Below are 25221 nucleotides of genomic sequence, written 5' to 3'. Positions count from 1 at the left end.
GATTCCACATGATGAGGCTAGGATGCCGCACAAGGCGGGGTCAAGTGAAACCGTCGTCCGTATTTGCGTGAAGGAGACCGATGTTCCACAACCGGATGCCCCGCTACGAGATCCTCTCCGCGGACGCCATGGAGACCCTCGACCGCGGCTGGCGAAAGCTGATGACCGAGATCGGCGTCGAGTTCATGGACGAGCGAGCCCTCGAGCTGTTCCGCCAGGCCGGTCAGAAGGTGGTGGACAACACCGTCTTCCTGGACCCCGAGTTCGTGCTCGCCCAGGTCGCCAAGGCGCCGAGAGAGTTCGACGTCCAGGCGCGCAATCCCGCCAACAGCATCCACATCGGTGGTGACTCGATGGCGTTCGGCGCCGTCTACGGTCCGCCCTTCGTGCGCCAGGGCGACGTACGTCGCGACGCGACGATGTCGGACTTCCGCAACTTCACCAAGCTGGCCCAGTCCTTCGAGGTCATGGACTCCGCCGGTGGCGTGATCTGCGAGCCCAACGACACCCCGCTGGACAGCCGCCACCTCGACATGACCTACGCGCTGCAGACGCTGACCGACAAGGTCTACATGGGCAACGTCGTCTCAGGGGTCAATGCCGCCGACACCATCGCGATGTCCTCGATCCTCTTCGGTGGCCGCGACAACATCGTGAAGACCCCGGCCTCCATCCAGCTGATCAACTGCAACTCGCCGCTGCGCTGGGACGACCGGATGCTGGAGTCGCAGTTCGAGTACTCCACCGCCGGCCAGCCCGTCGTCCTCACGCCGTTCATCCTCATGGGCGCCATGTCGCCGGTGACCATCCCCGCCGCGTTGGTGCAGCAGATCGTCGAGGCGCTCTCCGGCGTCGCACTGTCGCAGCTGATCAACCCCGGCTGCCCGGTGATCTTCGGGTCGTTCCTGTCGAACATCGACATGCAGTCCGGGTCGCCGACGTTCGGCACCCCCGAGTCGGGCATCGGCCTGCTCTGCACCGGTCAGATCGCCCGGCACTTCGGGCTGCCGTTCCGCACCGGTGGCGGCCTGACGTCCTCGCAGGTCCCCGACGCCCAGGCCGGCTACGAGGCCCTGATGACGATGATGCCGACCTTCCTGGCCGGGGCCAACTGGGTCATGCACTCCGCGGGCTGGCTCGAGGGCGGTCTGGTGGCCGGCTACGAGAAGTTCATCGTCGACATCGAGATCCTCCAGATGATGCACGCGGAGTTCACGCCTCTGGAGATCGACGAGGCCTCGATGGCGTTCGGTGCGCACGAGGAGGTCGGCCATGGCGGTCACTTCCTGGGTGCCATGCACACGATGGAGCGTTTCCGGACCTGCTTCTACCGCCCGTTGTTGTCCTCCTCGGACAACTACGAGAAGTGGATGCGCACCGGTGGCGTGGACACCGCGCACCGCGCGGAGAAGATCTACCAGAAGAAGCTCGAGGAGTACGTCGCTCCGCCGCTCGACGATGCCATCCGCCTCGAGCTGGAGGAGTACGTCGTACGCCGTCGCGCCGAGCTCGGCGACTGATCCCTCTGTGTTGACCCCTCTCGCAACGTCATAGGTTCTGGCTGCCCCGACCACCGGAAGCTATGACGTTGCGGCGGATTCATGCTGCCCTGCGCCAGCCTGCCGCCACCAGGGCCCTCTCGATCTGGGTGAAGAAGTCCTCCGGGGCGACCCTGAGTCCCAGGAGCGGGATCCGGAGCACGGTGTCGCCGGCGATGGTCAGGGTGTTCTGGCGCAGGGCGTCGCCGACGATCTGCTCGGCCCACGCGTGCTGGATGCCATCGACCTCGACGACCAGCCCCCACCGTGCCCAGCGGAAGTCGAGGTAGTAGCGGCCGTTGCGGGCCCGGAACACTGCCTGACGCTCCGGCTCGGGCAGGCCTCGGGCGCGGCAGCCCCGGAGTACGTCGAGTTCACCCAGGGATCGCACCCCTCCCATCAGGTCCAGCAGGACGTCGTGGATGAAGCTCCGGCGTTTGTCTCGTCGCACTCGCAGCATCACCGTGCTGATCGCCTCGGCCGTGGTGAGACCCTGCTGCACGGGCATCGTCAGGAACAGGGCGGCCTGCCGGTCGCTGACCGCCCAGAGGGCTGCGTGCACCGCGGCCACCTCGATCCGGGCACGGCGCAGACCCGGCCCCACGACGTCGTCAGCGCACCAGCGACGGGTCTGCCGGATGTCGATGCCCGGCGGTCGGCGCGCAGGTGCTCCCCGGGGCACGGACACCCGGATGGTGTCGACGTTGAGTCGCTCCACCCCGCCCTCCACCAGGGCCGAAGCGCCGTCGAGATAGGCCCTCGGGCCGGCCTCGAACACGGCGATCCAATGCCGCGCCTGCTGGGTGAGGGGGCCGGTGTGCACGCAGATGCACTGGCGCCCGACCCGCGCCCACCGCTGAGCCGCCACGTTGGCCCGGACCTCCGCCCTGGTGATGCCGGCGCCGTACAACTGCGGTCGCGACACCACTCCGGCTTGGTCGGCCGCGAGGGCGGCCACGCGCCTGCGTCGAACGCTGCGCCGTCGTCCGTAGGTATCGTCCACGGTGGGCCAGTGTTCCCGCGTCCGCTCGGCCTACACCGAGGTGCTGAGGGCTTGTGGACAAACGCCCCCACCCCCCCGCAGCGTCATAACAACTGGTCGCCCCGGCAGCCAGAACCCATGACGTTGCGCAGGAGGAAGGGGGGTCAGCGGAAGACGACGGTCCGGTGACCGTTGAGCAGCACCCGGGACTCCGAGTGCCAGCGCACTGCGCGGGAGAGCACCTGGGCCTCGACGTCGCGACCGGCCGCCACCAGCTGGTCCTGGTGGTAGCCGTGGTCGACCCGGATCGTGTCCTGCTCGATGATCGGTCCCTCGTCGAGGTCGGCGGTGACGTAGTGCGCCGTCGCCCCGACGAGCTTGACGCCCCGGTCGTAGGCCTGGTGGTAGGGCTTGGCGCCCTTGAAGCTCGGCAGGAACGAGTGGTGGATGTTGATCACCTTGCCGGGCAGCCGCCGGCACACGTCGTCGGAGAGCACTTGCATGTAACGCGCCAGGACGACGAGGTGGACGTCGTGCTCGTCGATCAGGTCGAGCAGCGCCTTCTCGGCGACGGCCTTGGTGTCGGGGGTGACCGGCAGGTGGTGGAACGGCAGACCGTAGACGTCGCACAGCTTCTCGGCGTCGCGGTGGTTGGAGACGACGGCCGGGATCTCGATCTGCAACGAGCCGGTGGAGTAGCGGAAGAGCAGGTCGTTGAGGCAGTGCAGCTGCTTGGAGACCATGATGAGCGTCTTGTACGGCGCCCGGGCGCCCCACAGTTCGAAGGTCATGTCGTAGCGCTCGGCGACCTCCGCGAACTCGGTGCGCAGCGCCTCGGCCGTCGAGCCACCGTTGATCTGGAAGTCGATGCGCATGAAGAAGCGGTCGGTGATCTGGTCGTCGAACTGTTGGCTCTCCACGATGTTGCCGCCGCGCTCGACCAGGAACCCCGACACCGCGTGCACGATGCCGGGCTGGTCCGGGCAGGTCAGCGTGAGCACGAAGTCTCCCGACGGCAGACCGGGCGGGGCCGCGATCGTGGTGCCGTCGGGGGTCTCACGGGTGGGGTGGTCGTTCATTCGGCATGCTCCTACGGCAACGTGGGTCGAGCGGCTCGACGCATCATGTCAGCCACCCAGGCTGTTGCGCCTTGAAAAACTCATTCTGCGATACGCAACAGCGACTTGCCTAGTGGTCCGGTCGTCGTTTTATGCGCAGAGTGCACTACTGTTGCGCCATGAGCAACACCACTGACCCCAGTTCCACCGGTGGCGTCCAGTCGGTCGATCGGGCGATCACCATTCTCGAAGTGCTGGCCCGCTTCGGCGAGATGGGGGTGACCGAAGTGGCCGGCGAACTCGACGTCCACAAGAGCACCGCCTTCCGCCTCATGAGCACACTGGAGGGCCGCGGCCTGGTCGAGCAGACCGAGGGGCGCGGCAAGTACCGCCTCGGTGTCGGCCTCCTCCGCCTCGCCGGTGCGACCACGGCCCGGCTCGACGTCGTGCAGGAGGCGCGACCCATCTGCAAGGCGCTGGCCGCCTCCACCGGCGAGACCGTCAACGTGGCGGTGCTCTCCGAGGCATCCGCGCTCTACCTGGACCAGGTCGCCGGCTCGTCGGCACTGCAGCCGCACAACTGGGTCGGCCAGCACATCCCTCTGCACGCCACGAGCAACGGCAAGGTGCTGCTGTCCGGGTTGGGCAGCGAGCGGCTCGACGAGGTGCTGCACGGGCTGCCGGCGTACACGGCCCTCACGATCACCAAGCGATCCGCCCTGCGCAAGGAGCTCGACGTCGTCCGCGAGCAGGGGTACGCCGTGGCCGTGGACGAGCTCGAGGTCGGCCTCACCGCGGTCGCCGCTCCGATCCACAACGCGCACGGTGACGTGATCGCCTCGCTCAGTGTCAGCGGCCCGACCTTCCGGTTGGGCACCGCCAAGATCGACTCCGCCCTGCCCCTGCTGCTGGAAGCCGCGGAGGAGATATCGCACCGGCTCGGCTGGGGTCACCGCTAGTCATCACCTAGGGTCACAGGTCGGTATCTGAGGCAAAGAATCCTTGACGACCGGGCCCAGTCGCACCATGCTCAGGGAAACATTGGGTTGCGCAGGGGGCACAGGGTTGCGTCATGCGCAACACGTGTCCGAGTTGAAGGGTGGGGCGGGTGCCGGAGAACTACATTGCGGGCCGCTGGGTCGGCGCTGCCGCCGGTGCTCGCCGGGAGATCCGCTGCCCGGCCGACGGCACCCTGGTCGCCGAGATCGACGAGTCCGGCCCCGAGGACACCCGAGCCGCCATCGCCGCCGCGCGTGCCGCTTTCGACGACGGTGCCTGGCCCTCGACGTCCGCGCGGAGCAGAGGTGACCTGCTCCTGCGCGTCGCCGACCTGCTCGAGCGGGACACCGCGATCATCGCCCGGGCGGAGGCTCTCGACACCGGCAAGCGCTACGTGGAGGCCGAGTTCGACGTGGCCGACGTGGTCTCGGTCTTCCGGCACTTCGGCCACATCGCCGACGACGAGGCCGGTCGCGTGGTCGACACCGGCAACCCCGACGTGGTCAGCCGCATCGTGCACGAGCCGGTCGGGGTGTGCGGGCTGATCGCTCCGTGGAACTATCCGCTGCTCCAGGTGGCCTGGAAGGTCGCCCCGTGCCTGGCCGCGGGCAACACGTTCGTGCTCAAGCCCAGTGAACTGACCCCGCACACCGCCATCCACCTGATGAAGGTGCTCGAGGAGGCCGGACTCCCGGCCGGCGTCGCCAACCTGGTGGTCGGCGACGGCCCGAACGCAGGGGCTCCGCTCAGCGAGGACCCGCGGGTCGATCTGGTCTCCTTCACCGGCGGACTGGCCACCGGCAAGCGGATCATGGCGACCGCGGCCGGCAGCGTGAAGAAGATCGCCCTCGAGCTCGGTGGCAAGAACCCCAACATCGTCTTCGCCGACGCCGATTACGACACCGCTCTGGACTTCGCTCTCACCGCGGTCTTCCTGCACTCCGGTCAGGTGTGCTCGGCCGGCGCCCGGCTCGTCGTCCAGGAGGAGCTGCACGACCGGTTCGTCGCCGACCTGGTCACCCGCGCCCAGCAGATCCGGCTGGGCGGCCCCTTCGACGACAAGGCCGAGACCGGGCCGCTGACGAGCATGGCGCACCGCGACAAGGTGGAGGCCTACGTCGCTGCCGGCATCGCCGAGGGCGCCGTACTCCGCTGCGGCGGCAAGCGCCCTGACGACCCGGCGCTTGCCGACGGCTCCTACTACCTGCCGACGATCCTGGACGGCTGCACCAGCGAGATGAGCGTGACCCAGGACGAGTCCTTCGGTCCGGTCATGACCATCGAGACCTTCTCGGGAGAGGACGACGCGGTCCGGATCGCCAACGACTCCATCTACGGGCTGGCCGGTGCGGTGTGGACCAGCGACGCCGGTCGCGCCCAGCGCGTCGCGGGACGGCTGCGCATGGGCACGGTCTGGATCAACGACTACCACCCCTACGTCGCCCAGGCCGAGTGGGGCGGCTACAAGCAGTCGGGCATCGGTCGTGAGCTCGGCCGCGCGGGCCTGGAGGAGTACCGCGAGACCAAGCACGTGTGGCACAACATCAACCCCGCCCCGCAGCACTGGTTCTCGGTCTGAGCGGGCGGTCCAGGAGGAGAACGCGATGGCAGCCGAGCAGTACGACTACGTGATCGTGGGAGGTGGTTCGGCGGGCTCTGCTCTCGCCAACCGACTCAGCACGGATCCGTCCACCACGGTGCTGGTGCTGGAGGCCGGACGCTCGGACTACAAGCTCGACCCGTTCATCAACATGCCGGCCGCGCTGCCGATCCCGATCGGCAACAGCCTCTACGACTGGAAGTACGAGACCGACCCCGAGCCGCACATGAACGGCCGCCGGATCTACCACGCCCGTGGCAAGGTGCTGGGGGGCTCCAGCAGCATCAACGGGATGATCTTCCAGCGCGGCAACCCGATGGACTACGAACGGTGGGCGGGCGACAAGGGCCTGGAGACGTGGGACTACCTGCACTGCCTGCCCTACTTCAAGCGGATGGAGAGCTGCCTGGCCGGCGCCGATGAGTGGCGCGGCGGCAGCGGCCCGCTCAAGCTCGAGCGCGGCCCGGCGACCAACCCGCTGTTCAGTGCCTTCTTCGAGGCCGCGCAGCAGGCCGGCTACCCGCTCACCGACGACGTCAACGGCTACCGGCAGGAAGGCTTCGCCCGGTTCGACCGCAACGTCTACCGCGGTCGGCGCTGGTCGGCTTCGCGGGCCTACCTCGACCCGGTCAAGAGCCGCAAGAACCTCACCATCGAGACCTACGCCTTCGCCACGAGGATCAACTTCGAGGGGACCCGGGCGGTCGGCGTCGACTACACCCGCGCCGGCAAGTTGAAGCGCACGGTGCGAGCCGGCGAGGTGATCCTGTGTGGCGGGGCGATCAACTCGCCCCAGCTGCTCCAGCTCTCCGGGGTCGGTGACGAGGAGCTGTTGAAGCAGCACGGCATCCCGGTCGTCCACCACGCCCCGGGGGTGGGGGAGAACCTGCAGGACCACCTCGAGGTCTACATCCAGTACGCCTCCAAGCAGCCGGTCTCGATCGCGCCCGGCCTGCGCTACCGCCAGCGTCCCAAGATCGCGTTCCAGTGGCTGTTCCAGCGTGGCGGGCTGGGGGCGACCAACCACTTCGAGGGCGGTGGGTTCGCGCGCAGCAACGAGGATGTCGATTGGCCCAACCTCATGTTCCACTTCCTGCCGGTCGCGATCCGCTACGACGGCACCCAGCCGGCGGGGCTCAAGCCTGGTGAGCACGGCTACCAGGTGCACATCGGCCCGATGTACGCCGACACCCGCGGCTGGGTGCGGATCAAGTCCGCCGACCCCAAGGTCCACCCGTCCATGCAGTTCAACTACCTGTCCACGCCGACCGACCGCAAGGAGTGGGTGGAGGCGATCCGGGTGGCTCGTGACATCCTCAACCAGCCCGCGTTCGCGCCGTTCAACAACGGTGAGCTGTCACCCGGGCCGGGAGTGGAGAGCGACGAGCAGATCCTGGACTGGGTGCGTGAGGACGCAGAGACTGCCCTGCACCCCTCGTGTACTGCCAAGATGGGCCTCGATGACATGTCCGTCACTGATCCGCTCACGATGAAGGTCCATGGCACCGAGGGCCTCCGGGTCGTCGACGCGTCTGTCTTCCCCTACGTCACCAACGGCAACATCTACGCGCCCGTGATGATGGTCGCCGAGAAGGCGGCCGATCTGATCGCCGGCAACACGCCCCTGGCCCCGGCCACAGTGCCCTACTACCGCTACCGAGACGGCAGCCCGTTGTATCCGCCCGGCGACAGCCGCAACCGTGAGGAACGCGCATGACCCTGTCCATGGACAAGACCGGCACCGAGACGCCGGCCCTGCACGTCGAGGGCCTCTGGAAGATCTTCGGCCCGAAGGCCGACAAGATCATCAACTCCTCCGACGCCCAGCTGTCGCGCAAGGAGCTCCAGGAGAAGACCGGCCACGTGGTTGGCATCCGGGACGTCGGCTTCGACGTGGCCGACGGTGAGGTTTTCGTGGTCATGGGCCTGTCCGGCTCGGGCAAGTCGACCCTGGTCCGTCTGCTCACCCGCCTCATCGAGCCCACCGCCGGCACGGTCCAGCTGTACGGCGAGGACATCACCGCCATGTCGGACAAGGCGCTGCTCGACACCCGCCGCCGGAAGGTGTCGATGGTCTTCCAGCACTTCGGCCTGCTGCCGCACCGCAAGGTCATCGACAACATCGCGTTCGGCCTGGAGGTCCGCGGCGAGGCCAAGAGCGGTCGACGCAACCGGGCCCAGGAGATGGTCGACCTGGTCGGTCTGAGCGGCTACGAGAACAACTATCCCGACCAGCTGTCCGGTGGCATGCAGCAGCGCGTCGGGCTCGCTCGGGCGCTGGCCGCGAACCCCGAGGTCCTCATGTTCGATGAGCCGTTCTCGGCCCTCGACCCACTGATCCGCCGCGACATGCAGAGCGAGGTCATCCGGCTCCATGAGGAAGTCGGCAAGACGATGGTCTTCATCACCCACGATCTCTCGGAGGCACTGAAGCTGGGCGACCGGATCCTGATCATGCGCGACGGCGAGATCGTCCAGATCGGCACGCCCGACGAGGTCGTGGGTGCGCCCGCTGACGAGTACGTGCGCGACTTCACCAGCGAGGTCCCCAAGTCCCACGTGCTCACCCTCAAGTGGGTCATGCGCAAGCCGACGGGCGCCGAGAGTGCCGACAGCCCGGTGCTCCCGGTCGGCACCATCGTGCGCGACGCGGCCCGGGCGGTCCTGGACTACGACGGCCCGTGCCGGGTGGTGGACGGCGACGAGCTCGTCGGTGTCATCGACGACGAGGACATCCTGCGCGTAGTCGTGGCGGAGGAGGGCACGTCATGAGCGTCGATACGGCGCCCAAGCGGATCGTCAGCAAGGAGGAACAGCCCTACGTCGAGGCCGAGAAGAAGCGCCACACCGGCTACAAGGTCCTCGGCATCATCGTGCTGTGGCTGATCCTCTACGCCGTCTTCAAGGGCAAGCAGACCCTCGAGCTCGCCTTCCAGGACACCAACGGCTTCCACCAGTGGCTCAACGACGCCCGGGACTGGGTGCAGGTCGAAGGCCAGGACAACTGGTTCTTCGGCGGTGTGCTCGGTGCGATCGGTGACTTCTTCAACAGCGCCGTCGAGTGGCTGCAGAAGCTGATCAGCATCCCGGCGTTCCCGCGTCCGGTGCCACAGATCGGCTGGCTCGGTGTGGTGGGGATCGCCGCCTGGATCACGTGGTCGGTGGCCGGACTGCGCTCGACCATCCTGGTCACCGTCTCGTTCCTGATGTTCGGCATCCTCGACCTGTGGTCGCCTGCGATGGATCTCCTGATCATCACCGTCATCGCCGTGGTGGTCTGCATCATCATCGGGCTGCCGATCGGCATCCTCATGGCTCGTCGCAAGGCAGTTTCGGTGGCGATCACCCCGGTGCTCGACATCATGCAGACGATGCCTGCGTTCGCCTACCTCACGCCGGTCGCCCTGTTCTTCGGGATCGGGGCGGCTTCGGCCGTCGTGATCACGCTCATCTACGCCCTGCCTCCGTTGATCCGGATCACCGAGTACGGCATCAAGTCGGTGCCGGCCAACACGAAGGAGGCCGCCCGGTCACTGGGCCTCACGCAGGGTCAGCTGCTGCGCCAGGTCGAGCTCCCGATGGCACGGCGCACGATCGTGGTCGGCATCAACCAGTGCATGATGGCGGCGCTGTCGATGGCCACCATCGCGGCCCTCGTCAACGGACCCGGCCTCGGCAAGAACGTCGTGTCCGCGCTGCAGATCCTCAACGTCGGCGCCGCGTCGGTTGCCGGTCTGGCGATCGTCCTGATGGCGATCATGCTGGACCGCACCACGACCGCGGCCAGTGAGCGCTCCGAGGCGCAGGGCCGCGCCTCGGGAGTCGCCTCGGTGAGCGGACCCGGCGTCATGCTGACCGGCGTCATGCTCGAGCGCCTGCCCCGGTGGGCCAAGGAGGACGCCGGCAGAGGTCAGCGACGTCCACGGCTGACCAACGCCGGGCGCTGGTTGACGCGGGGCCTGTTGCTCATCCCGGTGGTCGTCATGGTCTTCCTGTCCCGCCAACAGATCAACCTCGCCGCCTTCCCGGACGTCTCCGACACACCTGTCATCAAGTGGATCAGTGGAAGCAACCTCACCAAGGTGATCAACGACTTCACCAGCTGGTTCGTCGACCTCGTCGACGGCTTCACGATCGCTCTGAAGGACGATGTCACCAACTGGATCATCAACCCCTTCCAGGACCTGCTCGCCCTTTCGCCCTGGTGGGTGATGGCCCTCGTGCTGCTGGCGCTGGCCTACGTGCTCGGCGGCTGGCGCCCGACGGTGGCCACCCTCGTGTGCCAGGCGGTCATCCTGGGCACCGGCCTGTGGAACGACACGATGGTGACCCTGACCATGACGCTGCTGGCGACCGTCCTGGTGATGGTGATCGCGATCATCCTCGGGGTCAGCATGGGCCGCGGGCCGAGGACCGACACGATCATCCGGCCGTTCCTCGATGCCTTCCAGACGATCCCGCCGTTCGTCTACCTGGTGCCCGCGCTGGCGCTGTTCGGCGTCGGTCGCTTCACCGCCATCCTGGCCGCCACCGCCTACGCGGTGCCGATCGCCACCAAGCTGGTGGCCGACGGCATCCGTGGCGTCTCACCGACGACCGTCGAGGCGGTGCGCTCGGCGGGCAGCACGAAGTGGCAGATGATCTCCAAGGTGCAGCTGCCGATGTCACGCGAGGCACTGGTGCTGGCCACCAACCAGGGTCTGCTGTACGTGCTCTCGATGGTCGTCATCGGTGGTCTGGTCGGTGGCGGAAGCCTGGGCTACCTCGTCGTCTCGGGATTCTCCCAGACCCAGTTGTTCGGCAAGGGGCTCGCCGCCGGCATCGCCATCACCGCGCTCGGCGTGATGCTCGATCGAATAGCCCGAGGGGCAGCAGCGCGCTACGGCCGCTGACCACACAAACTCCTCCGCGACATACGCGGAGCCGAAGGAAGGAATGTTCATGGCACGAGGACTGAGCCGAATCCGGCTGGTCGCTGTTGCTGCGGTCGTGGGCCTCGGCCTCACTGCATGTGGTGGAGGCGGCATCGAGGATGCCAAGGCGCCCTCGGGTGGCAGCGACTGTGGAGACTTCCGCATCGCGGTCAACCCGTGGACGGGGTACGTCTCGAACGCGCACGTCATCGGACAGGTCGCAGCGACCGAGCTGGGCTGCAACGTGACCTACTCCGACGTCAAGGAGGAGGTCGGCTGGCAGGGCATGGCCGACGGCACGCTGGACACCATCGTCGAGAACTGGGGCCACGACGACCTGGTCAAGAAGTACATCACCGACGCCGGCACCGTGCAGGACGCCGGACTGACCGGCAACGACGGCATCATCGGCTGGTACGTGCCGCCGTGGATGGCGGAGAAGTACCCGGACATCACCGACTGGAACAACCTGAACAAGTACGCCGACCTGTTCAAGACCTCGGAGTCCGGCGGCAAGGGTCAACTGCTCGACGGTGACCCGTCGTACGTCACCAACGACGAGGCGCTGGTCAAGAACCTGGACCTCAACTACAAGGTCGTCGTGGGTGGCAGCGAGGCGGCGCTCATCGAGAGCTTCCGCTCGGCGGAGAAGAACAAGACGCCGTTGCTGGCCTACTTCTACGACCCGCAGTGGTTCTTCTCCGAGGTCAAGCTGGTCAAGATCAACCTTCCCGAGTGGACCGAGGGCTGTGACGCCGACCCCGCCAAGGTCGCGTGTGACTACCCGCCGTACGCCCTGAACAAGCTGATCTCCACCAAGTTCGCCGACTCGGACTCGCCGGCCGTCGACCTGGTGAAGAACTTCACCTGGACCAACGACGATCAGAACCTGGTCTCGACCTACATCGCTCGCGATGGCATGACCCCGGATGACGCGGCCAAGAAGTGGATCGCGGACAACCCGGACAAGGTGGACGCCTGGCTCGGCAAGTAGTCACCGGCTGAACCGATAAGTGGTGGATCGCAGTCACCCCCTGACAGCGAACCACCACAATGGCCATTCCCGCACCATTCCAATGACAACCGCAAGGCGCCCACGCCACACAGGTGTTGCATCAGACGCTTTCGGGTTGCGCATTGCGCAACGAATGATGGAGTTGGTGCGCATGTCCATTGATGAATCCGCCCGTCCGGGCAGCGATGTGGCCCCGCCCCGCGACGAAGACAACCTTCCCGTCGACAAGATCGTGTTCGGGATCGCGGCGGCCCTGGCCATCGCGTTCGTGCTCTTCGGGGCACTGAATCCCGACGGCCTCAACGACGGCACCGCCAAGGCGCTGGCCTGGATGACGAAGTCGTTCGGCTGGCTGTTCGTGCTCACCAGCGGCTTCTTCGTCATCTTCTCGGCGTACCTCGCTTTCAGTCGCTACGGCAACATCAGGCTCGGCCCCGACGACTCCCGGCCGGAGTTCTCGACGTTCTCGTGGGTGTCGATGATGTTCGCGACGGGCATGGGCATCGGCCTGATGTTCTACGGTGTCGCCGAGCCGCTCTACCACCTCAACGGCCCGCCTATGGGGATGGCTGAGCCGGCCTCGCCCGAAGCCGCCCAGATGGCGATGGAGTACACGTTCTTCCACTGGGGCTTCCACCCCTGGGCGATGTACGCCGTGATCGGGCTGGCCATCGGCTACTTCGCCTATCGCAAAGGCCGGGGCAACCTGGTCAGCGGCACGTTCTACCCGCTGCTGGGCAAGCGGGCCGGAGAGGGTCCCGGCAAGGCCATCGACGTCATCGCGATCTTCGCGACCCTGTTCGGCTCCGCCACCTCGCTCGGGCTCGGCGCGCTGCAGATCACCGGGGGCCTGGCGAACGTCTTCGGTCACGCGAAGTACGGCGAGGGCGCGGCCGTGCTGGTGATCGTGGTGCTGTGCACCTGCTTCGTGCTCTCCGCGGTCACCGGCATCGAGAAGGGCGTCAAGTACCTCTCCAACGCCAACGCCATCGCCGCCGCCCTGTTGGTGTTCTTCCTGTTCGTGGTCGGGCCGACCGTGTTCATCCTCGGCACCTTCACCGAGTCCATCGGCGGCTACCTCACCCACCTGCCCACCATGAGCTTCCGCACCGGGGTGTTCGGCGGCTCGGAGTGGCTCAACGACTGGACGATCTTCTACTGGGCCTGGTGGATCTCGTGGACCCCGTTCGTGGGCATGTTCATCGCCCGGATCTCCAAGGGGCGCACGATCCGTCAGTTCGTGATCTACGTGATCGCCGTACCCAGCCTGGTGTCGTTCGTCTGGTTCTCGATCCTCGGTGGCGCCGCCTTCGACCTGCAACTCAACCAGGGCGTGGACATGAACGGCAAGCTCAACGAGGGCCTGGAGAACGCCCTGTTCGACACGCTGAGGGAGTATCCGCTCTCGACCATCACCATGGCGTTGGCTGTGTTCCTGATCGCCATCTTCTTCATCACCGGTGCCGACAGCGCCTCGATCGTGATGGGGATGCTCAGTCAGAACGGCAAGGAGGAGCCGCAGCGCCGCCTGACCATCTTCTGGGGGGTGGCCACCGGGGCCGTGGCCGCCGTGCTGCTCTGGAGCGGTGGCGAGAACGGCCTGAACTCGCTCAAGACACTGGTCATCCTGGTGGCCGGTCCGTTCATGCTCATCCTGATCGCGATGTGCTTCTCACTGCTCAAGGAACTGCGGCACGAGCCCTTCGAGTCGACGCTGCCGGGCAAGGTACGCCGGGCGGTCGCGCATGCGGAGCGGTTCCCGGATCAGTGACCGGATCAGTGACCGGATCGGTGGCGCATTCAGCTTGGTCGGGAGCAGCCGGCGGTTCGCCGTCGGCTGCTCTTGACACAGCACCCGTCCCCGGGGACCCTAATACCTAGTTGTCTCGCATCACGCATTGCGTTGCGGATGACGCAACTGATCTCGACAAGCTCGATCACCGAGAACGACAAGCTCGATCACCGAGAACGACAAGCTCGATCACCGAGAACGACAAGCTCGATCACCGAGAACGACAAGCTCGATCATCGAGGCGAACACGCTCGACCACCGAAAGAGGACCCCATGGCCACCGTCCCCAGCTCCGCCCAGGTCGTCGTCGTCGGCGCCGGCATCGTCGGCAACAGCCTGGTGCACCACCTCGCCGAGCTCGGCTGGACCGACATCGTCCAGATCGACAAAGGGGCCCTGCCCAACCCCGGTGGCTCCACGGGGCACGCCTCCAACTTCATCTTCCCGGTGGACCACTCCCGGGAGATCACCGACCTGACGCTCGACTCGGTCAAGCAGTACAAGGAGATGGGTGTCTTCACCCAGTCCGGTGGCTTCGAGATCGCGCGCACCGAGGAGCGGATGGAGGAGCTGCGCCGCAGGATGTCGAGCTCGAAGGCCTGGGGCATCGACAGCGAGCTGGTCAGTCCGGCGTTCGTCAAGGAGAAGGTCCCCTTCATCGAGGAGGACCAGTTCATCGGCGCCTTCTGGACCCCCAGCGTCGGCGTGGTCGACTCGCTGCGGGCCGGCACGATCATGCGGGAGAAGGCGCTGGCCTCCGGCGCACTGAGGGTTGTGCCCAACGTCGAGGTCACCGGGCTCGACGTGGAGGACGGCAGGATCAAGCGGGTGCGCACGACCGGCGGAGACATCGACGCCGAGACCGTCGTCATCGCGTGTGGCGTGTGGAGTCCCAAGATCGGCGACATGGCCGGCATCAAGATCCCGCTCACCCCGGCCGTGCACCAGATGATCAGCGTCGGTCCCTGCCCGCAGCTCGCCGAGACCGAGGGTGAGATCACCTTCCCGATCGTGCGCGACATGGACACCTTCTGCTACGAGCGCCAGCACGGCGCCGACATGGAGGTCGGCTCCTACGCCCACCGCGCGATCCTGCACGAGCCCGAGGACATCCCCTCGATCGAGCAGGCCAAGCTGTCGCCGACCGAGATGCCCTTCACCTCCGACGACTTCGACCCGCAGCTGGAGCAGGCCTTCGAGCTGATGCCCGACCTGCTCGGTGCCGACGGTGCCGAGATGCGCTACGCCATCAACGGCCTGCTCTCGTTGACCTGCGACGGCAACCCGATCCTCGGCGAGAGCCAGGTCGGCGGGTTGTGGACCGCGGCGGCGGTCTGGATCAAGGAAGGTCCCGGAGTGGGACGCGCGGTGGCCGAGTGGATGACCCACGGCTACTCCGAGATCGACATCCACCACAGCGACATCGCCCGGTTCTACCCCCACCAGGAGCGCCGCGAGCACACCCGCCTGCGCACCACCGAGTCGTTCATCAAGACCTACGGCATCGTGCACCCGGCCGAGCAGTACGAGTCCGACCGCGACCAGCGACTCTCGCCCATGCACGACTCGCAGGTGAAGCTCGGGGCGGAGTTCTTCGAGGCCGTCGGCTGGGAGCGCCCGCAGTGGTACAACACCAACGCCGACCTCCTCGAGGTGTACGGCGAGGCCGTGATGCCGCGCGAGAACGAGTGGGACGCACGCTGGTGGAGCCCGATCATCAACGCCGAGCACCTGCGGATGCGTGATGTCGCCGGCATCATCGACCTGACCGCGTTCTGCATCTTCGACATCACCGGCGCCGACGCCCTCGCCTCGGTCCAGGGTGTGTGCGTGGCCCAGTGCGACGTCGCGGTCGGCAAGGTGATCTACACGCCGGTGCTCGACGCGAAGGGTGGCTTCCGTTCCGACCTCACCGTGATGCGGCTGGGCGAGGACCACTTCCGGGTCGTCACCGGCGGCGCCCACGGCATGGCCGACCGCAAGTGGTTCGCGGACCGGCTGGTGGGCAACGCCGAGCTGAAGGACCTCACCAACGACGTCTCCACGATCGGCGTCTGGGGCCCGAAGGCCCGCGACATCGTCGCCTCGCTGACCGACGAGGACGTCTCCGACGCCGGCTTCGGCTTCCTGACCTGCCGCAACATCACCGTGGCCGGCATCACCGTGCTCGCCTCGCGGATCTCCTACGTCGGCGAGCTCGGCTGGGAGCTCTACGTGCCCATGGACCAGGCCGCCGCCCTCTGGGACGCCCTGCTCACCGCCGGTGCGTCGTACGGCGCAGTGCCGGTCGGCATCGGTGTCTACGGCACGACCGGCCGGATCGAGAAGGGCTACCGGGCGTACGGCGCCGAGCTCGACGCCGAGCGTTCCATCGTGGAGGCCGGGATGCAGCGGCCCAAGGTGAAGGCAGCCGACTTCGTCGGCAAGGCCGCCTATCTCAAGCAGCGTGAGGAGGCTCCCGCCGCGGTCCTGTGCACCCTGGCCGTCGACGACCACACCTCGGCCAGCGGCGTGAAGCGCTACATGCTCGGGGGCGAGCCGATCCTGACCCGTGACGGCGGGCTGCTCACCGACGGTCACGGCCACCACTCCTACGTGACCACGGCCGGCTCCGCGCCGAGCCTGGGCAAGCACCTGTTGCTGGCCTACCTGCCGCCTGCCGAGGCCGTGCTGGGCAACCAGCTCGCGGTCTCCTACATGGAGGAGCTCTACCCGGTGTCCATCGTCAGCATCGACGCGACCCCTGCGCTCGACCCCGAGAACGCCCGGATCCGCTGATGACCAGCGTTCTGGTCTGCATCAAGCGCGTCCCGGACTCGTCGGGGCAGATCCTGCTCACCGAGGACGGCCAAGGAGTCGATGGTCGGTTCGTCGGCTTCACGGTCAGCAACCACGAGAACAGCGCGGTCGAGCTGGCCATCCGGATCGCCGACGCCACCAACGGCTCGGTGACCCTGGTCAGTGTGGGTGCCGCCGAGACCACTGAGCAGCTGCGCGGCACGTTGGCCCTGGGCTGCCAGGCCGCCGTGCTCGTAGAGGCCGACCCGGCCACCCTCGGACCGGTCGACGTGGCTCACGAGATCGCCGCGGTCATCCGCGACCACGAGCAGGCCGGCACGACGTACGACCTGGTCCTCCTGGGCAACGACGCCGCCGACAGCGGTGACTTTCAGGTGCCGATCCGGCTGTCCTACCTCCTCGGTCGCCCGGTCGTCACCGGAGCCTCGGTCGTCGAGGTGGCGGACGGCAACCTGACCGCCCACGTCGACGGGCCGGTCGGCGAGGAGACCTACTCGCTGCCGCTGCCGGCCGTGGTGTCCGTGCTCGAAGGTGGCGCCGAGCCGCGCTACCCCACCCTCAAGGGCCGCATGGCCGCGAAGAAGATCGAGATCGAGATGCGCACAGCCACGCGCGCCCCGGTGGGTGCATCACGGGTGAAGCTGTTCCTCCCGCCGGCCGCACCGAGCAGCGTGCAGATCATCGGTGAGGGCCCCGAGGCCGCCCCGGCGGTCGTGGAGTTGTTGGAGAGCTTGGGAGTGACACGATGATCCTGGTCCTGATCGAGTCCGAGGACGGCGCCGCCAGCGAGATCTCGCTCGAGACGCTCGCCCTGGCCCGCTCGCTGTCCGCCGAGGGCGGCGGCATCGCCATCCGCGCGGTCGTGATCGGCGAGGTCGACTCGCGTGAGTCCCTGGCCGCCGAGCTGGGGGAGCACGGCGTCTCGGAGGTGCACCAGGCGGTGGGTTCGGCGTTCGACGCGTTCGGCGGCGCCTCGTGGGCTGCCGCACTCCAGAGCATCCGGCAGTCCACCGGATCGGTGGTCGTCACCACGGCGGGCAGTGCCCGCGGCAACGAGGTGCTCTCGCACCTGGCCGCGCGGCTCGACGTACCCATGGCCGCCAACGTGGTGTCCTTCGCGGGGCTGGCCCCGTTCGTCGTGACCCGCCAGGTGGTGGGGGGTGCTGCGTTGGAGGAGATGAAGCTCGACCAGCGGCCCGCGATCTTCTCGGTGGCCGGTCACTCCTGGACGGCCGAGTCCGCCGGGGGCGCTCCGGCGTCCTGGCACGAGTTCACCCCCGAGGTGGCCGAGGCCGACCTCGTGGCGCGGGTGGTCTCCACCGGCGCCAAGGAGGTCGACCACTCCGACTCGCTCAAGTCCGCCCGCGTGGTCGTGGGCGCCGGCCGCGGGGCCGGCGGCCCGGACGGCTTCGGCGCGGTCGCCGAGTTGGCCGAGCTGCTGGACGGCTCCCTGGGAGTCTCCCGGGTGGTGACCAGCCTCGGCTGGCGGCCCCACCACGAGCAGGTCGGCCAGACCGGGAGTCGGATCTCTCCGGAGCTCTACATCCCGTGCGGCATCTCCGGTGCGATCCAGCACTGGGCAGGCTGCGCGAGCTCCAAGACCATCCTGGCCATCAACACCGATCCCGAGGCGCCGATGATGACCAAGGCGACGTACGCCGTGGTCGGCGACATGCACGAGGTCGTGCCCGCGGTGATCGAGGAGCTGAAGGCTCGCCGCGGTTGAACTTCCTGCCACGGCAGCAACACCCCTGAGCCGGGACCTTGCCCGCACCACCTGACGGTGTGAGCGTGGAGTCGTAGCCGACTCGGTGCCGTGATACGGGGTGATGTTTCGATGGTGACGACGTGAACGTCGAACTGCTGCACACGTTCCTGACCGTTGCCCGGCTCGGGTCCGTGACCGCAGCCGCCCATCATCTGGGCTATTCGCAGCCCACCGTGTCGCAGCAGGTCTCGCGGCTGGAGTGCCTGCTCAACGAGCGCCTGCTCGTTCGCGGCTCCGGTGCGATGACCCTCACCGATGCCGGCCAGCGCGTCGTGCCCCTGGCACGCGTGATGATCGTGGCGTACGGCGAATTGACGCGTCCCACGGGACGTGTTCCGCGATGACCATTCCCGCGAGGTTATTGGAAATCCCAATGATCCCTTTTCTCCGAGGAATTGCCCCGGGCATGCTCCTCGAAGTCACACATTGTGGCTCACGAAAAGCGGGAGGTAAGCAAATGTCTTCAACCCTCGAACGTGTCAACGACTTGGCCCTCGGTGGCTTCGTCAAGGTCACGTCGACCGATGTCAGTGCCCTGCGTGAACGCAAGATGGCCTGGGTCTGGGTCTTCTTCGCGATCCTGATCATGGTCGCGGCGGCCGTGGCCTTCGTGATGTGCCTCAACCGGGGCTACCGCGGCTTCTCGGGCAACTGGCGGTTCCACACCAAGTGGAAGATCCCGGTCGGGATCGACCTCGGCTGCTACTGATCCACCAGGAGTGAGATGACCATGACCGCACCCACGAGCCTCCTCGACGTCGAGCACCTGCGGGTCGCCTACGGGAACCACGTCGCCGCCAGCGATGTCGCACTGCACGTCTCCCCCGGAGAGACGGTCGGGCTGCTGGGGCCCAACGGTGCGGGCAAGAGCACGGTCATCCACGCCATCATCGGGTTGGTCTCCCCGCAGACGGGGCGCGTTCTCGTCTGCGGGGAGCCCAACACCTCGGCGCCGGCCAAGCGGGCCTTCGGGTTCGCCCCCGACGACCTGCCCACCCCGCTGTCGCTGACCGGGGCAGAGACGATCGCGCTCATGGCCCGCCTGCGTCGTGGGGACTTCGACAACGACTTCGCGCTCTGGCTCGCCGAGCACTTCGAGCTGGGCCCGCACCTCGGCCGGGCCGTCGTCGGCTACAGCCACGGGATGCGCCGCAAGCTCCAGATCGTGTGTGCCGTCTCGCACCACCCGGCCCTGCTGATCCTCGACGAGCCCTTGCGTGGCCTGGACCCGGAAGCCGCTGCCATCCTGCACGCCATCCTCGAGGTCCACACCCGCTCGGGCGGCGGTGTCCTGCTGGCCACCCACGACCTGGAGGCTGCAGCGCGCACCTGTGACCGGGTGACGATCATGGCCTCGGGTGCCGTGGTCGGTGCCGGCACCCCCGACGAAGTCTGCGCCCAGGCCGGCACCCTCTCCCTCGAACCTGCGTTCCTGGCCCTCAGCGGCCTCTCCGAGCGCGTGGACGATCGCCGCACGGCCATCGTCGAGAAGATGTCCACCCAATATCGCTGTGAGGAAGTGATCTGATGAAATATCTTCTTGCCGCTTTCGAGGCTGCTTTCTGCACCGTTTGTGTTTATCTGATCTGCGGCTTGGTGCTTTTTGTCACGAGCGCCAATGTCGCCATTCCTGGACTGATGACCGCGACGTCGCAGACGCAGGACGGAAAGCTGGAGACGAGCCTCGATTTCCACCCGGTCGCGGGTGTGGTGATCTTCGTGGTGCTGACGCTGGTCTTCGCATTCGCCCATCGTGCGGTCGGCCAGCGCAGTGACCGGTCGGACTCGGTGCTGGCGAGATGATCTCGCGCTCCGCCGTCGTCGGGGAGGTCGCCCGGACCCACCTGCTGGTGTGGGGCGCCGACCTGCGGCGCACGCTGGGCGGCCGGGCCCGGGTCCGGGCGCTCGCCGTGCTCGGGGTGGCCCTGGTCGCGCTCACCGCCGGACTGTCGTGGAGCCTGGCTCCCGACCTCGGGGCGTCCGTCGAGCGGGAGCGGGCCGCCCGCGCCGTCCTCATCGTGGTGTTCGTGCTCGGGGCGGTCATCTGGGCGGCCTTCGCCCTGGCCCTTCCCGACAGCACCGCCGTCGACACGGTGCTCACCGCCATTGCTGCCGACGAGCAGGACCGGCGCCTGGGACTGGCCGTGGTCACGCTGGTGCCGGCCCTTGCGATCACACTGTGCGCCTCGCTCGCGGTGGCCGGCGGCCTGATCCGCGATGCGGGGTCGGTGGGTCTCAGCCTGGCCGCCGTGGGCCTCGTGGTCAGCTGCGCCTTGGGCGGCATGGCCCTCAGTGCCCTGACCGCCGGCGCGATCACCCGACTCCTGGTGGCCACCCGGCTGGCTAGCGGGGCCACCTGTCGTGGGCTGGCAGCGACGGTCGTGGTGGTCGGTGTCGGCAGCTTCCTGGCCCGAGTGATGGCCAACATCGACGCCAAGGCTTCCCTTCGCAACCCGCTCGTGCTCGTCGGTGAGGTGGTCGGCGTCCTCGAACGCCCCTGGGCAGCCGGCGTCCTCGCTCTCGTCGTGATCCCGATCGCCTCCCTCCTGGTGCTCGTGGGCGGCTCCTGGGGACGTGCGCCAGCCCACCATGCCGCCCTGTCCGCCCGGCTCGGCCGTTCCAATCGGCACATCGTTCCCTCGACCTCGCTCGCCGTTCTCGAGCTGCGCCAGCTCCTGCGCTACCAGCCCAACGTCGGTCTCCTGGTCCTGGTCGTCACCGCCACGGCGGCGACGCTGACGGTCGCCGGAGACCGGTCACCGGTCTTCTCCCACTCGGTCTTCTTCGCCCTGTGCTCCCTGGCCACCACCTCGGCCGTGACCGTGGCCGGAGTGGAGAGCCGCTCGGCCTGGCTCTATGCCGCCACCGGTCGCTGGTGGGCCCACGTCTGGGTCCGGCTCGCGGCGTACGTCGTGGCGTGGGCGACCTATGTGATGGTCTTCGCCAGTCTGCTCACGATGACCAGCGGTGGGCAGTTCACCATGGCCGACGCGTTGGGCGTCCTCCCGCTGCTCGGACTGGAACTCGTCCTCGTGCTGCTCGTCGGCGCATTCCTCCCGGTCACCGAGGAGCACGGGCTGTCGGCGATCTCCGGCGAGTTCGCCGCCATCGTGGTGGTCCTGATCGTGGCCTTCGGCCTGCCCCGCATCGAGGTGCTCAGCACCAGCCAGTGGGCACTGACCGGCGTGGTCCTGCTCGCCGCCGTACTCGGTGGATGCCTCTACGGCTGGCGCCTGGCCCCGGCTGGGGCACCGCGTCAGGGCGAGGTGCTGGCCGCCTGATGGCCTCGAGGATCCGCGTCCAGCCGCGCGGGCGGCGGCGTACGGCCCTGGCGATCGCGGCCCTCACGCTGCGACCCACGGCCCTGGCGACGATCGTGGCCGCCCTCACGGTGCTGCCCCTGGCCTGGTGGTTCGGCAGTGCCTGGGCGGGGCTCGCCCTCGTGGGGCAGTTGGCGTTGGGCTTCTGGGTGTCCTTCGCGGCTCACGAGGTGGCCCATGCGGTGACGCTGCCCCCCGAGGCCGGCCCTGCCGTCGAAGGCACCTGGTCGTCGGTCTACGTGTGTGCCTCGCCGGATCTGGTCGGCGCCCGCAGTGCCGCGGCCGGACCTGTCGTGGGCACCCTGACCTGCCTCCTGTTGGGCGCCGCCGGCCTCGCGGCGCTCGCCTGGGTACCGCTGGCCTTCCTGCACCTGGTGAACCTGACCTCACTGTGCCCCGACGGCCGCATCCTCCGGGAGTCGGTGGGAGGTCAGTAGGGTCACTGCATGCGCGCAGTCCAGGTCACCCAGACAGACGGACCCGTCGAGGTCCGCGACATCCCGGAGCCGACCCCGGGTCCCGACGATGTCCTCATCGAGGTGCACCGGGTGGGGGTGAGTTTCCCGGATCTGCTGCTCAGCAAGGGGCTTTACCAGATGAAGCCGGAACCGCCGTTCACGCTCGGCGTGGACTTCGCGGGCACGGTGCTCAGTGGCCCCGGCCTCGAGGTCGGCCAACGGGTCTGCGCGGTGCTGCCGTACGGCGGGGCTGCCGAGCGCGTCGTCGCGCCCCGCCAGTTCGTGTTCCCGTTGCCGGACTCGCTGTCGTTCGACGAGGGCGCGGCGCTGCCCATGAACTACCTCACCGCCCTCTTCGCGCTGCGTCAGCGCGGCCAGGTCCAGCCTGGGGAGACGGTGCTGATCCACGGGGCGGCAGGTGGCGTGGGCACGGCCGCGATCCAGGTCGCGAGGGGTCTCGGAGCCCACACCGTCGCTGTGGTGAGCAGCGCACCCAAGGAGTCCCTGGCTTTGGCTGCCGGCGCTGACCGCGTGGTCCGCGTCGAGGACCTCGCCGACGCCGGCCGGGTCGACGTCGTGCTCGACGTGGTCGGTGGTGACGTGTTCCTGCCCAGCCTGCGGCTGCTCAACCCGTTGGGTCGGCTGCTGGTCGTCGGCTTCGCGGCCGGTCAGGGCATCCCGGAGGTCAAGGTCAACCGGCTCCTGCTCAACAACATCGACGTCCGCGGGGTCGGCTGGGGCGCCTTCGCGATGGCCCGCGAGGGTTACATGCAGGAGCAGTGGCGCGAGCTGGAGCCGATGCTCGCCGACGGCACCGTCAAGCCGCCGATCGGTGCCACCTACGACCTTGCCGACTTCGGCTCTGCTCTTGCGGAGATGCAGGAGCGCCGAACTCTGGGGAAGTCCGTCGTGGTCGTCTGCTGAACACTTGGTTAGGCTCGGGAGGTGAGCACCCTCGATGACGCCCGTCCGGGCATGAACCCCGCCATCCGCCCGCAGGACGACTTGTTCGGCCACGTCAACGGCCGCTGGCTGGACGAGGTGGAGATCCCGAGCGACCGGTCGAGCTGGGGGCCGTTCGTGCAGCTGGCCGACACCGCCGAGGAGCAGGTCCGCGAGATCATCCAAGAGGTCGCCGCCACGGTGGACCCGCTGGCCCAGGGCGAGATGGGCGATGCCGACAAGATCGCGGCGCTCTACCAGTCGTTCATGGACGAGGAAGCCATCGAGCGGCTGGGGCTGACCCCGGTCCGGCCCCTGCTCGACGCCGTCGAGGCCCTGCGAGACACCCGCGACCTGGCGGCCCTGCTCGGTGAACTCGAGCGGATCGGTTCGCACGGGCTCTTCGGCAGCTATGTCGACACCGACTCCAAGAACTCCGAGCGCTACCTGTTCAACCTCACCCAGGGTGGGCTCGGCCTGCCCGACGAGTCCTACTACCGCGAGGACAAGTTCGCCGAGATCCGGGAGAAGTACGTCGCCTACCTGAGCCGGTTGCTCACCCTGGCCGAGGTGCCGGACGCCGATGCGATCGCCCAGCGGGTCCTGGAGATCGACACCGAGCTCGCCAAGGGGCACTGGGAGCGCGCGGAGACGCGCGACGTCCAGAAGACCTACAACCTGACCACGATCGAGGAGCTGCGCGAGCTCACCCCGGCCTTCGACTGGGACGCCTACATCCGCAACCTCGGTGGCTCTGACGCGACGATCGCCGAGACCTGCGTGCGCCAGCCGTCGTACTTCGCCCACCTGTCGGAGGTGATCACCAGCGTCCCGATCGAGGACTGGCGCGGGTGGTTGCTGACCCGGGTGCTGCGGGCGAGCGCGGCCTACCTGACCGAGGACTTCGTCGAGACGAACTTCGACTTCTACGGGCGCACCCTCAACGGCACCCCCGAGCTGCGGGCTCGCTGGAAGCGCGGTGTCGGCCTCGTGGAGGGAGCACTCGGTGAGGCCGTCGGCAAGATCTACGTCGAGCGCTACTTCCCGCCGCAGTCGAAGGCGATGATGGATGAGCTCGTCGCCAACCTGCTCGAGGCCTACCGGCGCTCGATCGAGGCGCTCGACTGGATGACCGAGGAGACCAAGCAGCGGGCCTACGAGAAGCTCACGACGTTCCGGCCCAAGATCGGCTACCCGGACCGGTTCCGCGACTACTCCGCGTTGCAGGTCCGCCCGGACGACCTGATGGGCAACGTCGCGGCCACGGCCAGCTTCGAGACCAAGCGCCAGCTCGACAAGATCGGCTCCCCGGTCGATCGTGACGAGTGGTTCATGCTGCCGCAGACGGTCAACGCCTACTACAACCCCGGGACCAACGAGATCTGCTTCCCGGCCGGCATCCTGCAGAAGCCGTTCTTCAGCCCGGAATCGTCCATGGCCGAGAACTACGGCGGCATCGGCGCGGTCATCGGCCACGAGATCGGTCACGGGTTCGACGACCAGGGAGCCCAGTACGACGGCCTCGGCAACCTCAACGACTGGTGGACCAGCGACGACAAGGCCGCCTTCGAGGTCAAGTCGAAGGCGTTGATCGAGCAGTACGACGCGTTCGAGCCCCGTGCGCTGCCCGGTGAGCACGTCAACGGGTCACTGACCGTGGGCGAGAACATCGGTGACCTGGGCGGACTGACCATCGGGCACAAGGCCTACACGATCGCCGAGGGCGGCACGATCTCGAAGGAGTCGAGCCAGGCGCTGTTCCTCAACTGGGCCTACGTGTGGCGCACCAAGCGACGCAAGGAGCAGGAGCAGCAGTACCTCACGATCGACCCGCACAGCCCGCCCGAGTTCCGCGCCAACATCGTGCGCAACCTCGACGAGTTCCACGCGGCGTTCGACACCGCGCAGGACGACGGCCTCTGGCTCGACCCCGGGGAGCGCGTGCGCATCTGGTGACACCGGTCCAGGTTTCCCCGGTCGACCGGGGAAACTCGCGGTTGTCAGCCTCTGCAATGGCCGACAACCGTGGACAAGCCC

21 protein-coding genes are annotated in these 25221 nt (G+C 67.8%); 19 read left to right on the top strand and 2 right to left on the bottom strand.

What is annotated here, in order from left to right; translation table 11 throughout:
• The first annotated feature begins 80 nt into the window (after positions 1–80).
• Positions 81–1520 (top strand): trimethylamine methyltransferase family protein, encoded by a 1440-nt coding sequence (locus AB7I40_RS07055; RefSeq protein WP_428346283.1) that lies wholly within the window; start codon positions 81–83, stop codon positions 1518–1520.
• Positions 1521–1599: 79 nt separating this feature from the next.
• On the opposite strand, the gene AB7I40_RS07050 is transcribed toward AB7I40_RS07055, so the two are convergent.
• The gene (locus AB7I40_RS07050) at positions 1600–2541 is read right to left on the bottom strand and encodes an endonuclease domain-containing protein (RefSeq protein ID WP_428346282.1); all 942 of its coding nucleotides are present in this window, start codon (positions 2539–2541) and stop codon (positions 1600–1602) included.
• Positions 2542–2684: 143 nt separating this feature from the next.
• Positions 2685–3599 carry a formyltetrahydrofolate deformylase gene (gene purU / locus AB7I40_RS07045; RefSeq protein WP_428346281.1) on the bottom strand — a complete coding sequence of 305 codons (915 nt, stop codon included), beginning with the start codon at positions 3597–3599 and terminating at the stop codon, positions 2685–2687.
• 158 nt (positions 3600–3757) lie between these two features.
• Here purU and AB7I40_RS07040 point away from each other — a divergent pair, with 158 nt between their 5' ends.
• From AB7I40_RS07040 to AB7I40_RS06955, 18 genes are all read left to right on the top strand, one after another.
• Positions 3758–4537, top strand: coding sequence for an IclR family transcriptional regulator (locus AB7I40_RS07040; RefSeq protein ID WP_428346280.1), 780 nt, complete (start codon positions 3758–3760; stop codon positions 4535–4537).
• 149 nt (positions 4538–4686) lie between these two features.
• Positions 4687–6156 (top strand): aldehyde dehydrogenase family protein, encoded by a 1470-nt coding sequence (locus AB7I40_RS07035; protein WP_428346279.1) that lies wholly within the window; start codon positions 4687–4689, stop codon positions 6154–6156.
• A 25-nt stretch (positions 6157–6181) separates the two neighbouring features.
• Positions 6182–7894, top strand: a complete 1713-nt coding sequence (gene betA / locus AB7I40_RS07030) for a choline dehydrogenase (RefSeq protein ID WP_428346278.1) — start codon at positions 6182–6184, stop codon at positions 7892–7894.
• Entirely contained in the window at positions 7891–8949 is a 1059-nt protein-coding gene (locus tag AB7I40_RS07025) for a quaternary amine ABC transporter ATP-binding protein (RefSeq protein ID WP_428346277.1), read from the top strand. Before betA ends, AB7I40_RS07025 begins: the two co-directional genes overlap by 4 nt.
• Positions 8946–11069, top strand: a complete 2124-nt coding sequence (locus AB7I40_RS07020) for an ABC transporter permease (protein ID WP_428346276.1) — start codon at positions 8946–8948, stop codon at positions 11067–11069. Before AB7I40_RS07025 ends, AB7I40_RS07020 begins: the two co-directional genes overlap by 4 nt.
• A 49-nt stretch (positions 11070–11118) precedes the next feature.
• A complete protein-coding gene (locus AB7I40_RS07015; RefSeq protein WP_428346275.1) occupies positions 11119–12084 on the top strand; it encodes an ABC transporter substrate-binding protein in 966 nt (321 codons plus the stop codon).
• Between the two features lie 172 nt (positions 12085–12256).
• On the top strand, positions 12257–13876 hold the full coding sequence (locus AB7I40_RS07010; RefSeq protein WP_428346274.1) for a BCCT family transporter: 1620 nt from the start codon (positions 12257–12259) through the stop codon (positions 13874–13876).
• Positions 13877–14170: 294 nt separating this feature from the next.
• Positions 14171–16675 (top strand): GcvT family protein, encoded by a 2505-nt coding sequence (locus AB7I40_RS07005; RefSeq protein WP_428346273.1) that lies wholly within the window; start codon positions 14171–14173, stop codon positions 16673–16675.
• Positions 16675–17445, top strand: coding sequence for an electron transfer flavoprotein subunit beta/FixA family protein (locus AB7I40_RS07000; RefSeq protein WP_428346272.1), 771 nt, complete (start codon positions 16675–16677; stop codon positions 17443–17445). Before AB7I40_RS07005 ends, AB7I40_RS07000 begins: the two co-directional genes overlap by 1 nt.
• Positions 17442–18422, top strand: coding sequence for an electron transfer flavoprotein subunit alpha/FixB family protein (locus tag AB7I40_RS06995; protein WP_428346271.1), 981 nt, complete (start codon positions 17442–17444; stop codon positions 18420–18422). The genes AB7I40_RS07000 and AB7I40_RS06995 overlap by 4 nt, the downstream gene beginning before the upstream one ends.
• 122 nt (positions 18423–18544) lie before the next feature.
• On the top strand, positions 18545–18808 hold the full coding sequence (locus AB7I40_RS06990; RefSeq protein ID WP_428346270.1) for a LysR family transcriptional regulator: 264 nt from the start codon (positions 18545–18547) through the stop codon (positions 18806–18808).
• Between the two features lie 113 nt (positions 18809–18921).
• The gene (locus AB7I40_RS06985) at positions 18922–19173 is read left to right on the top strand and encodes a hypothetical protein (protein ID WP_428346269.1); all 252 of its coding nucleotides are present in this window, start codon (positions 18922–18924) and stop codon (positions 19171–19173) included.
• A 21-nt stretch (positions 19174–19194) separates the two neighbouring features.
• Complete coding sequence (locus AB7I40_RS06980; protein WP_428346268.1) at positions 19195–19992, top strand: ABC transporter ATP-binding protein; 798 nt, start codon at positions 19195–19197, stop codon at positions 19990–19992.
• Complete coding sequence (locus tag AB7I40_RS06975) at positions 19992–20267, top strand: hypothetical protein (RefSeq protein WP_428346267.1); 276 nt, start codon at positions 19992–19994, stop codon at positions 20265–20267. The genes AB7I40_RS06980 and AB7I40_RS06975 overlap by 1 nt, the downstream gene beginning before the upstream one ends.
• Positions 20264–21745, top strand: a complete 1482-nt coding sequence (locus AB7I40_RS06970; RefSeq protein WP_428346266.1) for a hypothetical protein — start codon at positions 20264–20266, stop codon at positions 21743–21745. Before AB7I40_RS06975 ends, AB7I40_RS06970 begins: the two co-directional genes overlap by 4 nt.
• Positions 21745–22221: a hypothetical protein gene (locus tag AB7I40_RS06965; protein ID WP_428346265.1), complete on the top strand. Its 477-nt coding sequence runs from the start codon at positions 21745–21747 to the stop codon at positions 22219–22221. The genes AB7I40_RS06970 and AB7I40_RS06965 overlap by 1 nt, the downstream gene beginning before the upstream one ends.
• Positions 22222–22230: 9 nt before the next feature.
• On the top strand, positions 22231–23166 hold the full coding sequence (locus AB7I40_RS06960; RefSeq protein ID WP_428346264.1) for an NADPH:quinone oxidoreductase family protein: 936 nt from the start codon (positions 22231–22233) through the stop codon (positions 23164–23166).
• Between the two features lie 21 nt (positions 23167–23187).
• Positions 23188–25140 carry a M13 family metallopeptidase gene (locus tag AB7I40_RS06955; protein ID WP_428346263.1) on the top strand — a complete coding sequence of 651 codons (1953 nt, stop codon included), beginning with the start codon at positions 23188–23190 and terminating at the stop codon, positions 25138–25140.
• Positions 25141–25221 lie beyond the last annotated feature (81 nt).

Origin of the sequence: Nocardioides sp., from assembly GCF_050246775.1 — a bacterium.
Lineage (GTDB): Bacteria > Actinomycetota > Actinomycetes > Propionibacteriales > Nocardioidaceae > Nocardioides.
The sequence above is the reverse complement of the archived record's forward strand: the minus strand, read 5'-3'. Positions and strand labels throughout refer to the sequence as shown.

Bases quoted from the DNA above. Each gene is read 5' to 3' on its own strand.
- AB7I40_RS07055 (WP_428346283.1), top strand. From the start codon at position 81: ATGTTCCACAACCGGATGCCCCGCTACGAGATCCTCTCCGCGGACGCC.
- purU (WP_428346281.1), bottom strand. From the start codon at position 3,599: ATGAACGACCACCCCACCCGTGAGACCCCCGACGGCACCACGATCGCG.
- AB7I40_RS07040 (WP_428346280.1), top strand. From the start codon at position 3,758: ATGAGCAACACCACTGACCCCAGTTCCACCGGTGGCGTCCAGTCGGTC.
- betA (WP_428346278.1), top strand. From the start codon at position 6,182: ATGGCAGCCGAGCAGTACGACTACGTGATCGTGGGAGGTGGTTCGGCG.
- AB7I40_RS07025 (WP_428346277.1), top strand. From the start codon at position 7,891: ATGACCCTGTCCATGGACAAGACCGGCACCGAGACGCCGGCCCTGCAC.
- AB7I40_RS07020 (WP_428346276.1), top strand. From the start codon at position 8,946: ATGAGCGTCGATACGGCGCCCAAGCGGATCGTCAGCAAGGAGGAACAG.
- AB7I40_RS07015 (WP_428346275.1), top strand. From the start codon at position 11,119: ATGGCACGAGGACTGAGCCGAATCCGGCTGGTCGCTGTTGCTGCGGTC.
- AB7I40_RS07010 (WP_428346274.1), top strand. From the start codon at position 12,257: ATGTCCATTGATGAATCCGCCCGTCCGGGCAGCGATGTGGCCCCGCCC.
- AB7I40_RS07005 (WP_428346273.1), top strand. From the start codon at position 14,171: ATGGCCACCGTCCCCAGCTCCGCCCAGGTCGTCGTCGTCGGCGCCGGC.
- AB7I40_RS07000 (WP_428346272.1), top strand. From the start codon at position 16,675: ATGACCAGCGTTCTGGTCTGCATCAAGCGCGTCCCGGACTCGTCGGGG.
- AB7I40_RS06995 (WP_428346271.1), top strand. From the start codon at position 17,442: ATGATCCTGGTCCTGATCGAGTCCGAGGACGGCGCCGCCAGCGAGATC.
- AB7I40_RS06985 (WP_428346269.1), top strand. From the start codon at position 18,922: ATGTCTTCAACCCTCGAACGTGTCAACGACTTGGCCCTCGGTGGCTTC.
- AB7I40_RS06980 (WP_428346268.1), top strand. From the start codon at position 19,195: ATGACCGCACCCACGAGCCTCCTCGACGTCGAGCACCTGCGGGTCGCC.
- AB7I40_RS06975 (WP_428346267.1), top strand. From the start codon at position 19,992: ATGAAATATCTTCTTGCCGCTTTCGAGGCTGCTTTCTGCACCGTTTGT.
- AB7I40_RS06970 (WP_428346266.1), top strand. From the start codon at position 20,264: ATGATCTCGCGCTCCGCCGTCGTCGGGGAGGTCGCCCGGACCCACCTG.
- AB7I40_RS06965 (WP_428346265.1), top strand. From the start codon at position 21,745: ATGGCCTCGAGGATCCGCGTCCAGCCGCGCGGGCGGCGGCGTACGGCC.
- AB7I40_RS06960 (WP_428346264.1), top strand. From the start codon at position 22,231: ATGCGCGCAGTCCAGGTCACCCAGACAGACGGACCCGTCGAGGTCCGC.